We start from the raw sequence: 14,174 nt of genomic DNA, 5'->3' as shown, positions 1-14,174 counted from the left end.
GCGTTCGGGTGCGTCGCGTGTCAGCCACGTGCCGCCTCCATGATCGCCTCGTCCACGTCCTTACCGGCTTTCTCGGCCTCGGAGATGGCGAGCAGTACCTTCTTGTATTCGCGCGGCATGACCTTCACGAAGTGGTTCACCTGCTGCGACCAGTCGCCCAGGATGCGTTCGGCGACAGCCGATCCGGTCTGGTCGCGGTGCTCGGTGATGACGTCGCGCAGCCAGGTGAAGTCGTCGCCGGAGAGCTGCTCGACGGCGTCGGCCTGCTCGGGGTTGAGCTTGTCCTCGAAGGTGCCGTCCGGGTTGTAGACGAACGCGACACCGCCGGACATGCCCGCACCGAAGTTGCGGCCGGTCTCGCCGAGGATGACCACGCGGCCACCGGTCATGTACTCGCAGCCGTGATCGCCGACGCCCTCGACCACCGCGGTGGCACCGGAGTTGCGCACGGCGAACCGCTCGCCGACCACACCGCTGATGAACGCGTGCCCGTTGGTGGCGCCGAACAGGATCACGTTGCCCGCGATGATGTTCTCTTCCGGCTGGAAGCCCTCCGGCGCGTCGAGCGACGGGCGCACCACCAGGTGGCCACCGGAAAGTCCCTTGCCGACATAGTCGTTCGCGTCACCCTGCACGCGCAGCGTGATGCCCGCGGGCACGAAGGCGCCGAAGCTGTTGCCCGCCGAGCCGGTGAAGGTGATGTCGATGGTGTCGTCGGGCAGGCCCGCGCCACCGTAGAGCTTGGTCACCTCGTGGCCGAGCATGGTGCCGACGGTGCGGTTCACGTTCGTGATCTTGGTTTCGAACTTCACCGCCTGGCCGCGCTCGAGCGCGTCCCGGCTCTGCGTGATCAGCTGCTGGTCCAGCGCCTTGTCCAGGCCGTGGTCCTGGGTCTTGGTGCAGCGCCGGTCCTGGTACATGAACGCGGTCTCGACATTGTCCAGGATCGGCGACAGGTCCAGCTTGTTGGCCTTGAAGTGCTGCTTGGCCTTGGCGGTATCGAGCAGGTCGACCCGGCCGATGGCCTCGTCCAGCGTGCGGAAGCCCAACTGCGCCAGCAGTTCCCGGACCTCTTCGGCGATGAACAGCATGAAGTTCTCGACGAATTCCGGCTTGCCGGTGAAGCGTTCGCGCAGCACGGGGTTCTGCGTGGCGACACCCACGGGGCAGGTGTCGAGGTGGCAGACCCGCATCATGATGCAGCCCGACACCACCAAAGGCGCTGTGGCGAAACCGTATTCCTCGGCACCGAGCAGCGCGGCGATCATCACGTCGCGGCCGGTCTTCATCTGCCCGTCCACCTGCACGACGATGCGGTCGCGAAGTCCGTTGAGCAGCAACGTCTGCTGGGTCTCGGCCAAGCCGAGTTCCCAGGGACCGCCCGCGTGCTTGAGCGAGGTGAGCGGCGAGGCGCCGGTGCCACCGTCGTGCCCGGAGATCAGCACGACGTCCGCGTGCGCCTTGGACACACCGGCCGCGACCGTGCCGACACCGGGCTCGGCAACAAGTTTCACGTGAATCCGCGCCTGCGGGTTCGCGTTCTTCAGGTCGTGGATCAGCTGCGCCAGATCCTCGATCGAGTAGATGTCGTGGTGCGGCGGCGGCGAGATCAGGCCGACGCCCGGCGTGGAGTGCCGCACCTCGGCGACCCACGGGTACACCTTGTGCGCGGGCAGCTGGCCGCCCTCACCGGGCTTGGCGCCCTGCGCCATCTTGATCTGGATATCGGTGCAGTTGGTCAGGTAGTGCGCGGTCACGCCGAAACGGCCGGAGGCCACCTGCTTGATCGCGCTGCGCCGCCAGTCGCCGTTCTCCTCCGGCTCGAAGCGCGCGGGCGACTCGCCGCCCTCACCCGAGTTCGACCGGCCGCCGAGGCGGTTCATCGCGATCGCGAGGGTCTCGTGCGCCTCGGCCGAAATGGAGCCGTAGCTCATCGCGCCGGTGGAGAACCGCTTCACGATCTCCGAGGCGGGCTCGACCTCGTCGATCGAGATCGACGCGCGCTCCTTCTTGAACTTGAACAGGCCGCGCAGCGAGGCGAGCCGCTCGGACTGGTCGTCGACCAGCTTGGTGTACTCCTTGAAGATCGAGTACTGGCCGGAGCGGGTCGCGTGCTGCAGCTTGAACACGGTGTCCGGGTTGAACAGGTGGTACTCACCCTCGCGCCGCCACTGGTATTCGCCGCCGACCTCGAGCTCGCGGTGCGCGCGCTCGTTGCGGTTCTCCAGGAACGCGAGCCGGTGCCGCTGGGCGACGTCGGCCGCGATGTCCTCGAGCCCGATGCCGTCCAGGTGCGAGCGCAGACCGGTGAAGTATTCGTCGGCCAGGTCCTGGGACAGGCCGATCACCTGGAACAGCTGCGCGCCGGTGTAGGACGCCAGCGTGGAGATGCCCATCTTGGACATCACCTTCAGCACGCCCTTGCTCGCGGCCTTGTTGTAGTTGGCGACCGCCTTGGCGTAATCGGCGGCCAGATCACCGGTGCTGCCCGGCATGTCGAGCGCGCCGCGCTCGAGCATGTCCTCGATGGTCTCGAAGGCCATGTACGGGTTGATCGCGGCCGCACCGAAGCCGACCAGCATGGCCATGTGGTGCACCTCGCGGGCGTCGCCGGCCTCGACGACCAGGCCGACCATGGTGCGGGTGCGCTCGCGCACCAGGTGGTGGTGCACCGACGAGGTGAGCAGCAGCGACGGGATCGGCGCCAGCTTCTCGTTGGACTCGCGGTCGGACAGCACGACGATCCGGGCGCCGCCGTCGATCGCGGCCGACACCTGGGTGTTGATCGCCTTGAGCGCCTTGCGAAGTCCCTTGCCGCCCTTGGCGACCGGGTACAGACCGCGCACGATCACCGAACGCAGCTCGGGCTGGGAGCCGTCGTCGTTGATGTGCACCAGCTTGGCCAGCTGATCGTTGTCGATGATCGGCGATTCGATCGCGATCTGCTTGCAGGATTCCGGGCCGGGGTGCATCAGGTCGGCCTCGGGGCCGATCGCGCGGCGCAGGCTGGTCACCACCTCTTCCCGGATCGCGTCCAGCGGCGGGTTGGTCACCTGCGCGAACAGCTGGGAGAAGTAGTCGAACAGCAGCCGGGGCCGCGCCGAGAGCACGGCGATCGGGGTATCGGTGCCCATCGAGCCGAGCGCCTCGCCGCCGGTCTTGGCCATCGGCGAGATCAGCAGGTTCAGCTCTTCGGTGCTGTATCCGAAGATCTGCTGGCGGATCAGCACGCGATCGTGCGACATGTGCACGTGCGGGCGGTCGGGCAGGTCCTCGAGCTTGGTCACACCCGCGTCCAGCCATTCCTGGTACGGGTGCTCGGCCGCAAGCTGGTCCTTGAGCTCCTCGTCGCCGACGATGCGGCCCTGCGAGGTGTCGACCAGGAACATGCGGCCGGGTTGTAGTCGGACCTTGCGGACCACCTTGGACGGATCGATATCGAGCACGCCGACCTCGGAGGCCATCACGACCAGGCCGTCGTCGGTGACCCAGATGCGGCTGGGGCGCAGGCCGTTGCGGTCGAGCACGGCGCCGACCACGGTGCCGTCGGAGAAGCACACCGAGGCCGGGCCGTCCCACGGCTCCATCAGCATCGAGTGGTACTCGTAGAACGCGCGGCGGCGCTGATCCATCTTCTCGTTGCGTTCCCACGCCTCGGGGATCATCATCAGCACTGCGTGGGGCAGGCTGCGGCCGCCGAGGTGCAGCAGTTCCAGCACCTCGTCGAAGCGCGCGGTATCGCTCGCCCCCGGGGTACAGACCGGGAAGATCTTCTCCAGCCGGTTGTTGCCCGCCGAGTCGATGCCGAAGATGTCCGAACGCAGCAGCGCCTCGCGGGCCCGCATCCAGTTCTCGTTGCCGGTGACGGTGTTGATCTCACCGTTGTGCGCGACCCGGCGGAACGGATGCGCCAGCGGCCAGGAGGGGAAAGTGTTGGTGGAGAAGCGCGAGTGCACGATGCCGAGCGCCGATTCCACCCGGCCGTCCTGCAGGTCCAGGTAGAAGGCGCGCAGCTGCGGCGTGGTGAACATGCCCTTGTAGACGAAGGTCTGCCCGGACAGGCTCGGGAAGTACACCGACTCCTTGCCGACCGTGCCCTCGCCGGAACCCGACTTGCCGAGTTCGTGCTCGACCCGCTTGCGAATGACGTACGCGCGCCGCTCCAGGTCCATGCCGGACAGCTGCTCGGCCGCGCCGCGCGGCGAGCCGATGAAGATCTGCCGGAAGGTGGGCATCGCGTCGCGGGAGAGCGCACCGAGCGACGACTCGTCGATCGGCACCTCACGCCAGCCGAGAACCTCGAGGCCCTCTTCCTTGACGATCTTCTCCACGCCGTACGCGGCGCGCGCGGCCTCGCGACGGGCCTGCGGCAGGAAGGCGATACCGGAGGCGTAGGAGCCCTCCGGCGGCAACTCGAAGTCCACGATCGCGCGGAAGAAGCGGTCCGGAAGCTGGATCAGGATGCCTGCGCCGTCACCACTGTTGGGTTCCGCGCCTGCGGCACCACGGTGCTCCAGGTTCAACAGAGCCGTAATAGCCTTGTCGACGATGTCGCGGCTGCGGCGGCCGTGCATGTCGACGACGAACGCGACACCGCAGGCGTCGTGTTCGTTCGCCGGGTCGTAGAGCCCGACGGGTCCAGGTGACCTGTGGCCAGGAAGTTGCATCATGCCTCTGCCTTCAAGAAGGGCGTTCGACGAAAACGAAATGGGCTATTTCGTCGGAATGCCTCCGTACAAGACTGCGCCCGTACGTTCCGAAACCAGCCGCGCTGATGGTCTTCGGCGTGCAGTCACGTCTCCAGTTGTTTCACCCGCTTCAGTGACGTAGTGGGTGCTCGTCGGTAACGGATCCCTAACAAGATCCTTACCTCCGCGCGGGTTCCGGCCCGCTACGCTGAGCACCGGTCAGGAGCTGCCCCGAGCGGGCGAGTGGGCCGAGCATTCTGTGTTCGGCGTAAGAGCAAACGATAAGTCAGGTCCGAGGCCCAACCAACTTAGGCTGTACTAATAACTGGGTCTAGCTGGGCTTCTTCATTCGGTCCTCCACGTGTGCGCGTCGTCCAGTGTAAAGCAGCAGGCACCGCATGATCGATCCCGCGGCGTCCGGTGCCGACTACCGACGGTCGGCGCGGGAGAGCGGCCGCGAACCTCACAAAACGGTCAGGAAAACGCTCTCACCTGCATCGCAGATGATTTCCCCGGCGAAGCATCCGGCAAACCACCGAAGCGCGGCTAACTCGGAAGCCGGGTGAATGAGATATTTCCGACAGGCTCCTGACGAGCCACGCATGTGATCCGACCGTCCGGCCTCTTTTGCGCACTGTGGGCTTCAGCACATATTCAGCTAACGCGGGTCAGTGGTGTTCGACACATTTCTACGGCCGAAAGCTATCCACTCTTACGCCGTAATCGACGTGACTTATTGCGGAATAGGCGGCCCTTTACCGAATATTCGCCAGCCGATCCGGCTTTCGTCGTTGAGTTCAACTTAAGAGAGCGTCTTACGGCGTCAGCCAGCAGCGTCGCGAAGGCGCGTACCAGCGTTGCGCGGGACCGCAAAGTTTCGGATGGAAGGGTGCGGCCGGCGCACAGTTGAACGGCGTCGTGTTCGCCGAACAAGCACAAATAGGGGCCGCTCAGCGTGGTGCGCAGAGCACCACCGCGGCGCGCACCAGCGCCGCCTGATGCAGCGCGTCCGTGCGGCCCGCCGTGAACACGCCGAAGACGCTGCGCGCCACCCGTTCCGCACAGTCCGGCGCGGTCAGCTCGCCCCGTTCGGCCGCCAGCTGGTCGACGATCTCGACGTTCACCCGATCGATCACCGGCCGCACCGACAGCAGATCCGGCGGCGCGGTGGGCGCGGACCCGGCATCGAAACGCCAGCCGGTGATCAGACCGCGCTGCACGATCTTGTTGGCCTCGATCTGCCCGGAGAACACCTGCCGCACCCAGTTCTCCGGCAGGTCACGACCCGCCCCGAGCTGGGTCATCGCGTCATAGACCGCGGCCTCCCGGGCCGGATCGTCGATGGTGGGCTCGGTGCCGGTGCGCGCGGCGCCGGCCCATTTCGCCGCGGCCACGGCATCGGCGGTCTGCAACCGCTCGAGCACCAGGCCCACCAGACGGTCCAGGGACTCGGGCGTGTCGGCTCCCGCTCTAAGTGGAGACACGATCAGCGCAGCCGAAACCACCAGCAAGGTGGCCAACCGCGGCGTCGCGCGTCGCGTGGTCGTGCGTCGAACGGAACGAATACGCATGAGCTGACCTCCCGAGACGGCACGCCTGGCAACGGATCATCGATCGAGAGTAGAACCCGCAGGTGAATCGGCGGTGGCACCGCCTCGGGCCGTTTGTGAGCCTGGCCACATACGCCCGCTCGTACTCGGTGTGTCGGGGACGGTCCTGTCACGCTGTGACCACGAAACCGTGACGGTTTCGCTCGCTAGCGGTGTCCGCGAAATCGACTGGGACGAAGAGGATGTGAGTTCCCATGACCGTCACCGGCTTGTTCACCTGGCTCGGCGGGGGTCAGCCCAACGATGTCGCCTACCGCCACGAACGCACCGGATACGCCGTCACCGGCGCGGTGGTGCTGCTCTTCGCGACCGTGTCCGCGCTGGTCACGGCATTCGCCCTGGGTTCGGTCGGTACCTGGCCGGTGCTCGGTGTGCTCGCGGTCGCGCTGCTCGTCGGGGCGCTGGCCTGCGCGATCGCGCGGGCCCTGGCCACGCCGCGGCCGGATCGGATGCCGGACAAGCTCGGCCTGCTCGCGCGCGTCGCCCTGGCCGTGCTGACCGGCGGGCTGATCGCCGAACTCGCGGCGATCGTGGTCTTCGGCGGCAGCGTCGACCGCACGATGGACGAACGGGCCCAGCGCGACACCGTCTCCGCGCCCCAGGTCGTCGCCGCGCGCACCCAGCTCGACCGGGCACGCGAGGACCGGACCGCGCTGGATCGAGCCATCGCCAAGGCGCAGGACGACATCGATCGCACCATGACGATCGCGCGCTGTGAACTGAACCCGGGCCCGGAATGCCCGCAGCAGCTGATCACCCGGGTGCCCGGCCGCGGCCCGGAAGCACAGGTCGCCACCGACATGCTCGACGACGCCCGCAAGCAGCTCGCCGTGGCGCAGGCCCGGGTCGAGCCGGCCGACCAGCGCGTCGCGGAGGCCGAAAAGGCCGTCACGGCAGCCGAATCCGCCGCCTTCACCGCGGCCGACCGCGGTTTGGGCGCGCGCTGGCAGGCGATGAACGACTACACCACCCACCACGCGGGCGCCATGCCGCTGCGCATCCTGACGATCCTCGCAGTGATCGCGCTCGCCCTGTTGCCGCTGCTGCTGCGCTGGTGGCGCGGGGACACCTCGTTCGACCGGGCCACCGCCGCGCTCGCCGTGCGGGACAAAGCCGAGCAGGACGCCGAGGCCGCCATCGCGGTGAAGCAGGCCGAGGTCCGCGCCGCGGCCGAGCAGCTGCGCGCCGAACAGCGCCTGACCTCCGCCCGGCTCGCCGTCGAGGCGGACACCGCGATCGACCGGGAGCGCCAGCGCACCCGGATCATCGCGGCCGTCGGCGGCGTGGAATTCGGCATCACCGAACCGGCCCGCCGACCCGAACTCCCAGCCGCACCGGCTGACGAACGAAAGGACAGCTCCGTGTCTGCCGAAGGATTCGTGACACCGAACCTGCCCGCCCCCGTCGCCTCGGGTGCCCTCGCGCCGCAGGGCGCCCGGCCGCCGCTCGCCCCTAAAACCGGTGGTGGCCTGGAACTTCCGTTGATCGGCACGGTGCCGTTCACCGACACCGCCGCCCGCCTGATCCGGCCGCTGGTCCCCGCGTTCGTGGCCAACGCGATCGACAACGCGACGCACCCGCTGCGCACCGCCAGGCAGGCGTTCGAGGAGGTCGAGGAGATCACCTTCACGCTGCGCCGCACCCGCAAGGTCACCGTGGACACCCAGGATTCGCACGGGACGAGCGGCTATCAGCTCGCGCCGGGTTCGCCCGAAGCGGCGCACGCGCAGCGCATCGCCGCCACCGTGGTGGACGCGGATTACGGGCAGCAGGATCCGCGCTATTCGGCGCTGCCCGCGCACTCGGGCGCGCAACCCTACGGACTGTCGAACGCCCGACACGACGAGCTGACCGGCCGCGATACGCCCGCGCTGCCCGGTCGCGGCCAACGCGAGCTGCCGCGCGGTCACTGATGTGCCTACCGTGGGGGCTATGCGACGCGTTCGAGCGAACCTGGCCCGCACGGTGTCGGCGCGAGACGGCGCCGCGTTCGAGCGCTGCCCGATCCGGCAGGAGATCCGGCAGCGGCACGCGCACCTGCGCACCCGCGCCAGACCGCGCACGCCGCCCGGCACATCGGCCGCGACGTCGGTCAGTACCCGCCCACCCCGATCTGCGCGGCCGACCCACTGCGCCCGCCTCGAGGCCCGGGCACAGCCTTTCGTCGACGTACTCGGCCGCTCGTGGACCTCGGGTCCTGCACTGCGCGGCTGGCCCGGAATAGGCTTTTCCCTCATGACCCGCACTGACGTCTCCCCGGCCGCGTTCGGGTCGCGGCTGCTCGGGCCCGTGGACGAATCCTCGGGGATGCGCCGGCTCCGGGTGCAGTTGCTGCTGACCGTGCCGACGGTGGCCGCGAACCTGGCCGGGATGGCGGTCACGTTCGCGCTGATCGGCTTCGTGCTGCCCGGGCCGACGGTGTTCACCCGGGAACTGCTGCTGCTGAACGTGGTCGCGACGCCGCTGTACACGGCGCTGGCGCTGTTGATCGGGATCTGGTGGGGCACCGTCGGCGGGCTGCGCGCGCTGCGCTGGGCCACCGATCCCGACCAGGTACCCACCGAGGCCGAGCAGATCGCGGCGTCCGCCGTCCCGCGCCGCCTCGTGGTGCGGCAAGCGGTGCTCTGGTTCGCCGGAGCCGCCGTGCTCACCCCGCTCTATGGGGTGGCCGAGCCCGCGCTCATTCCGAAGATCCTGCTCGGCATCGGCTTCAGCGCCGTGGTGGTGTGCGCCAACAGCTACCTGATCGCGGAGTTCGCGCTGCGCGTGGTGACGGCTCGGGTGCTGGACGCGGCGCCGTCGCGCCGGCGCCGCGGCATGGGCGTGTTCGTGCGCTCGCTGATCGCCTGGATGCTCGGCGCGGGCGTGCCGGTGACCCTGTCGATGATCGTCGCGGTGTGGGCGCTGGCCGACTCCTCGGTCAGCACGGCCCGGCTCGCGGTCTGCATGCTCTCGCTCGGCGGCGCCACGCTGGTGTTCGGCCTGCTGCTGATGATGCAGACCGTGTCGGCGACCATCGCCCCGATCCGCGGGGTGCGGCGCGCCCTGCGCCAGGTGGAGGACGGCGACCTGCGGGTGACGATCACCGTGTACGACGGCACCGAACTCGGCGAGCTGCAAAGCGGTTTCAACCACATGGTGGAGGGCCTGCGCGAACGCGAACAGATCAGGGATCTGTTCGGCAAGCACGTCGGGCGCGAGGTGGCCGATGCCGCGCTGGCGGGCAATCCGACCCTCGGCGGCGTGGAATGCGAAGCGGCCGCGCTGTTCGTCGATATCGTCGGCTCGACCACGATGGCCGCGACCGTGCCCGCCCCCGAGATGGTCGCCATCCTCAATCGCTTCTTCGACATCGTGGTGGACGAGGTCGAGGCGCACGGCGGCCTGCTCAACAAATTCGAGGGCGATGCCGCGCTCGCCGTCTTCGGCACGCCCGCAGTGCTTTCCGACGCCCCCGGCGCCGCCCTGGCCTGCGCCCGCGCGATTCGCCGCCGCCTCGACGCCACCGCCAACGACTTCATCGCCGCGATCGGAGTGGCCGCGGGTCGCGTGGTCGCAGGCAATGTCGGGGCCAGGCAACGCTATGAGTTCACCGTGATCGGCGACGCGGTCAACGAGGCCGCCCGGCTTTGCGAACTCGCCAAACAGGACGACCTGCTGCTCGCCTCCGCGAACACGGTGAACGCCGCGGACGCGGCCGAAGCGGCGCACTGGCAGCTCGGCGACTCCGTCACGCTGCGCGGCCGGCTCACCCCCACTCAGCTGGCCCGCCCGGCGTCCACGTAGTTCCGCACCCGCTTCTGGCTTCGCACACTCGCTTTCGCAACGTGGCCCACAACGGCAACGCACCCGCCCCGGAAAACCGGAGCGGGTGCGAAGGGGATCACGACCGGGCCGTGCGCAACCGGAACGCCACCCAGGCGGCGACCAGCAGGATCGACGCCGTGCCGACGGCGGCGAAGTGGATGCCGGAGACGAACGCCTCGTGCACCGAGGCGAGGAAGACCCCGCCCACCGATTCCGGTAGCTGCTGGGCGAAAGCCGTAGCAGCGCCCAGGGATTCGGACGCGACACCGACCTGGTCGCTCGGCACGTGGCTCAGGTCGAGCCCGTTGCGGAAGATCGCCATCACCACGCTGCCGAGGATGGCCACGCCCAGCGCGATACCGGTCTCGTACGCCGTTTCCGACACCGCCGCCGCGGCACCGGCCCGCTCGGCCGGCGCCGAGCTGACCACCAGGTCCGCCGAAACCGTCAGCGCGACACCGACACCCGCGCCGATGAACAGGAACCCGAGGATGAACGGCGTCGTGCTGGTCGCCGCGTCCGGACCCAGCCACAGGAACAGCGCCGAACCGATCGCGGCCACCGTCAACGCGCCACCGAGCACCCGGCCCGGCGCCATCCGGCGCACCAGCCAGGCCGCGGCGAGCGAGGCGACCACGCTCACCGCGAGCCCGGGCAGCAACAGCAAGCCGGCTTGCAGCGGCGTCCGGCCGAGCACCAGTTGCAGGTACTGCGAGCCGAAGAACAGCACGCCGGCCAGCGCGAACACCGCGAGCAGGTTGGTGAGCACCGCGGTGCGGAACCTGGGCAGCGCGAACAACTTCAGGTCCAGCATCGGCTGCGCCAACGTCCGCTGCCTGCGCACGAACAGCACGCCTGCGACCGCGCCGACGACCGCGACCAGGGTGGTGGTCACCGCGAAACCGTGCGCCGCCGTCTCCTTCACCGCGTAGACGATCGGCACCAGCGCGAGCATGGACAGCCCCGCGCTCACCAGATCGAAGCGACCCGGGTTCGGGTCCCGCGATTCCGGAATCAGGAACGGGCCCAAGCCGATCAGCACCAGCATCACCGGCAGGTTCACCAGGAACACCGACCCCCACCAGAAGTGCTCGAGCAGCCAGCCGCCGAGCAGCGGACCCGCCGCCGCGCCGCCGCCCGCCATCGCGCTCCACACCGCGATGGCCACCGTCCGCTGCCGCGGATCGAGGAACATCGACCGGATCAGGCCCAGGGTCGCGGGCATGAGCGTCGCACCGGCGACACCCTGCAGGACCCGGGCGCCGATCAGCATCTCGGGCGATACCGCCCAGGCGGCGAGCAGCGAGGCGACACCGAAACCCGCGGCGCCGATCAGCAGCAGCCTGCGGCGCCCGATCCGGTCGCCCAGGTTGCCCATCATCACCAGCAGGCCGGCCAGCACGAACGAGTACACGTCGATGATCCACAGCAGCTGCGGCGTGGTGGGCGCCAGGTCGGCGCTGATCGCGGGCACCGCCAGGTCCAGCACCGTCGCGTCGACCGCGAGCAGCAGCAGGGCCAGCGCGAGTACGGACAGCCCGGCCCATTCGCGCGCGCCGGCGCGGGGTGGCGTCTCGGACCCGGTCGGCCGGGTGGTCTTGGTCTGGGTGGTCATTGACTTTCTCGACTTCCGTCGCATGTTTTCTTACCGTCCAGACGGTACAGTAACAGACCTTACCGTCCAGCCGGTATAGTTCCGCGGTGTGACGGCCAATACCCGCGACCGGATTCTGGACGCGCTCGAATCACTGCTCCTGGAAAAGGGCATGTCGCACGTGACGTTGGAGAACGTCGCGGCGACCGCAGGCGTCTCCAAGGGCGGCCTGCTGTATCACTTCAAGAGCAAGGACGCGCTGCTCGCCGGCCTGGTGCGGCGGCTCACCGAACGCGCGACCCAGCAGCTGACCAGCGCCACCGACCGGGGACAGTCGGTGGTCGAGTGGTACCTGCAGACCCCGAACCCGGACAACGCCGACGAAGCGGTGGAGCTCGAGGTCTACCGCTCGATGCTGGCGACCATGCGCACCATCGACGCCGCGAACGGCACCGAGGTCGACGAGGTGCAGCAGGCCCTGATCGAGATGATGAATTCCTGGTCCGACGATCTGGACCAGGAGATCGAGGACCCGGTGCAGGCCGATATCGTCCGGCTGGTCGGCGACGGCGTGTACCTGCGGGCCCTGCTCGGCCTGCCGCCGATCGACCCCGCCCGCTACCGCCGCGTGGTGGAGCGGCTGCTGCAGAGCTGACCGCGCGGCCGCGCCGGTTACACTCGGCCCGTGCTACCAGCTGCCGACCCGGCCGGTGCCGTCGGGGCGGGAGACGATCCGGCACCAGGGTCACCTGGAACGACGGTGCCGATCCGTCCGATGACCTTCCGCGAACTCCTGGACGTGCCGTTCGCGCTCATCCAGGCGAACCTGCCCGCGCTGCTGCGGGTGAGCCTGCCCGGCATCGTGGTCGCCGAGCTCGTGGTCGTCGCGCTCACCGCGGTTTTCTCATCCCGCACCGAAGGCTCGGACGCGGGTACCGCGTGGGCGGCGATCCTGTCCACGGCCGCATGCGTGTGGGTGCTCCGTTTCGTGCTGCGCGGCACCACCGTGGCGATCGGGCTGGGGAGTATCGCGGGCGCCCCGATCGGCGCGGCCACCGCGCTCGGGCGGCTGAGCGCGGTCGCCGGCGCACTCCTCGTGTTCCAGGTGCTGTACACGCTGGTCGGAGTGAGCGTGCTCGCGCTGACCGGCGTACTGATCATCACGCTGCCGTTCGGCGTGCTCTGGCTGGGCCGGCTGCGCGCCAAACGCTTCGTCGCGGTGCCGGTGCTGTTCGTCGAGCAGACCCCGCACCGCGGCGCCGTGGCCCGGTCGAAACTGCTTGTCGCCGGGGCGGACTGGCAGTTCACCTGGCTGTGGGTCGCGCACCGCTGCCTGCTCGCGCTGCTCTGCGTGCCGCTGCTGGGTATTCCGTTCTATCTGTCGGACTTCTCCGGCACCCGGCGCTGGGCGGTCATCGTGCTGCTCACCTCGGGTGTGCTGCTGATCGCCGCGTTCGGCGAGATCGTCGAGTCGGCCACCCGGGTGGTCGGCTACGTCGACCGACGCTGCCGCCGTGAGGGTTTGGACATCCACGTGCCCGGTACCGAGGCCCGATGAACGACTTCCACGACACCGGTACGCCGCACGCCACCGGCCCGGACCAGCCGCCCGGTCCCCCGCGCCTCGGCGCCGCCGCCGACCATCGCGCGGCCGCCGAACAGGCCGCACAGCGCCGCGATTTCGATGCCGCGCTGCGGGAACGTTTCCGCGCCGTGCTGCGGGGTCTGGAGCAGCGCGGCGTGCTCGAGGTCCGCCGCTCGCGCACCGCCCGGGAGACCGCCGACGATGTCACGACCGCGCTGCCCAGCGACGGCGCGACCGAATTGCACCCCGCCGCACAGAGTTTCGATGAGGTGGTCTACGGCGGCCGCCGGGCGACCGAGGACGAATACCGCAGGCTCGAATACGCCGACCGGTTCTCCGAAGCCGCCCCGCCGCCGGTGCTGGCGCCCACCGAAGTCGAGGTCAGCGAAAAGGCGCCGCGCACCCGCAGGCGAGTGCCGCCGCTGCCCGCGCTGCTGCGCGACCCGCGGTTCTGGGCCGGTCTCGCCGGTCTCGCCGCGCTCCTGCTGCTGCTCTACGCCGCACTGCAATCGTGCGGTGCGCCGACCGCTCCGGACCCGCCGACACCCTCGAAGCCGCCGACACCGCCGCGGCACGGCGGGTCCGGCTCCGGGTTCGGCGCGGGCGACGACCCGATCTGGGAGCGGCTCCCCGCACCGGTGTTCTTCGGCGCGGTGCAATTCCTGATCGCCGCCGCGGTGGTGGTCTGGTGGCGGGCGCGCAGGCGCGGCGCCCTGGTGCGCGAACCGCGCCCGGTCGAGGTCGCCGCGAACGAACTGCTGGCCGGGCAGGCCGCGCTGTACCGGCGCTCGAAGGACTACGAGCACGTCGCCGCGAAACTGCGCGGGGCCACCCTGCGCCGGATCCGCCCGACGCTCGGTCTGAGCGCCGATACCCCGCCGGACCGGCTC

At 69.5% G+C, this 14,174-nt stretch carries 8 protein-coding genes; 5 read left to right on the top strand and 3 right to left on the bottom strand.

All coding sequences use genetic code 11. The annotated features are described in order from the left end of the window. Positions 1-20: 20 nt before the first annotated feature. Both gltB and aroQ read right to left on the bottom strand, forming a co-directional pair. The gene (gene gltB, locus NVU01S_RS11320; protein WP_043675553.1) at positions 21-4,670 is read right to left on the bottom strand and encodes a glutamate synthase large subunit; all 4,650 of its coding nucleotides are present in this window, start codon (positions 4,668-4,670) and stop codon (positions 21-23) included. Positions 4,671-5,638: 968 nt separating this feature from the next. After that, complete coding sequence (aroQ, locus tag NVU01S_RS11315) at positions 5,639-6,259, bottom strand: gamma subclass chorismate mutase AroQ (RefSeq protein ID WP_082032194.1); 621 nt, start codon at positions 6,257-6,259, stop codon at positions 5,639-5,641. A 233-nt stretch (positions 6,260-6,492) separates the two neighbouring features. Between aroQ and NVU01S_RS11310 the strand changes: the two genes are divergently transcribed. Together NVU01S_RS11310 and NVU01S_RS11305 are read left to right on the top strand one after the other, a co-directional pair. After that, the gene (locus NVU01S_RS11310; RefSeq protein ID WP_043675548.1) at positions 6,493-8,211 is read left to right on the top strand and encodes a DUF4407 domain-containing protein; all 1,719 of its coding nucleotides are present in this window, start codon (positions 6,493-6,495) and stop codon (positions 8,209-8,211) included. A 322-nt stretch (positions 8,212-8,533) separates the two neighbouring features. Next, a complete protein-coding gene (locus NVU01S_RS11305) occupies positions 8,534-10,084 on the top strand; it encodes an adenylate/guanylate cyclase domain-containing protein (protein WP_043675636.1) in 1,551 nt (516 codons plus the stop codon). 97 nt (positions 10,085-10,181) lie between these two features. On the opposite strand, the gene NVU01S_RS11300 is transcribed toward NVU01S_RS11305, so the two are convergent. Next, positions 10,182-11,720 carry an MFS transporter gene (locus NVU01S_RS11300; RefSeq protein ID WP_043675545.1) on the bottom strand — a complete coding sequence of 513 codons (1,539 nt, stop codon included), beginning with the start codon at positions 11,718-11,720 and terminating at the stop codon, positions 10,182-10,184. 88 nt (positions 11,721-11,808) lie between these two features. On the opposite strand from NVU01S_RS11300, the gene NVU01S_RS11295 reads away from it, so the two are divergent. From NVU01S_RS11295 to NVU01S_RS11285, 3 genes are all read left to right on the top strand, one after another. Continuing rightward, entirely contained in the window at positions 11,809-12,354 is a 546-nt protein-coding gene (locus tag NVU01S_RS11295) for a TetR/AcrR family transcriptional regulator (RefSeq protein WP_043675542.1), read from the top strand. 30 nt (positions 12,355-12,384) lie between these two features. Next, positions 12,385-13,257, top strand: coding sequence for a hypothetical protein (locus NVU01S_RS11290; protein WP_244467372.1), 873 nt, complete (start codon positions 12,385-12,387; stop codon positions 13,255-13,257). Then, a partial coding sequence (locus NVU01S_RS11285; RefSeq protein ID WP_063048101.1) for a DUF4129 domain-containing protein occupies positions 13,254-14,174 on the top strand: 921 nt, incomplete at its 3' end. The genes NVU01S_RS11290 and NVU01S_RS11285, both read left to right, overlap by 4 nt.

Origin of the sequence: Nocardia vulneris (assembly GCF_001613425.1) — a bacterium.
GTDB classification, from domain to species: Bacteria; Actinomycetota; Actinomycetes; order Mycobacteriales; family Mycobacteriaceae; genus Nocardia; species Nocardia vulneris.
The sequence above is the reverse complement of the archived record's forward strand: the minus strand, read 5'-3'. Positions and strand labels throughout refer to the sequence as shown.

What these genes read in the sequence shown, in the direction of transcription:
- gltB (WP_043675553.1), bottom strand. Translation starts at nt 4,670, where the DNA reads ATGATGCAACTTCCTGGCCACAGGTCACCTGGACCCGTCGGGCTCTAC.
- aroQ (WP_082032194.1), bottom strand. Translation starts at nt 6,259, where the DNA reads ATGCGTATTCGTTCCGTTCGACGCACGACCACGCGACGCGCGACGCCG.
- NVU01S_RS11310 (WP_043675548.1), top strand. Translation starts at nt 6,493, where the DNA reads ATGACCGTCACCGGCTTGTTCACCTGGCTCGGCGGGGGTCAGCCCAAC.
- NVU01S_RS11305 (WP_043675636.1), top strand. Translation starts at nt 8,534, where the DNA reads ATGACCCGCACTGACGTCTCCCCGGCCGCGTTCGGGTCGCGGCTGCTC.
- NVU01S_RS11300 (WP_043675545.1), bottom strand. Translation starts at nt 11,720, where the DNA reads ATGACCACCCAGACCAAGACCACCCGGCCGACCGGGTCCGAGACGCCA.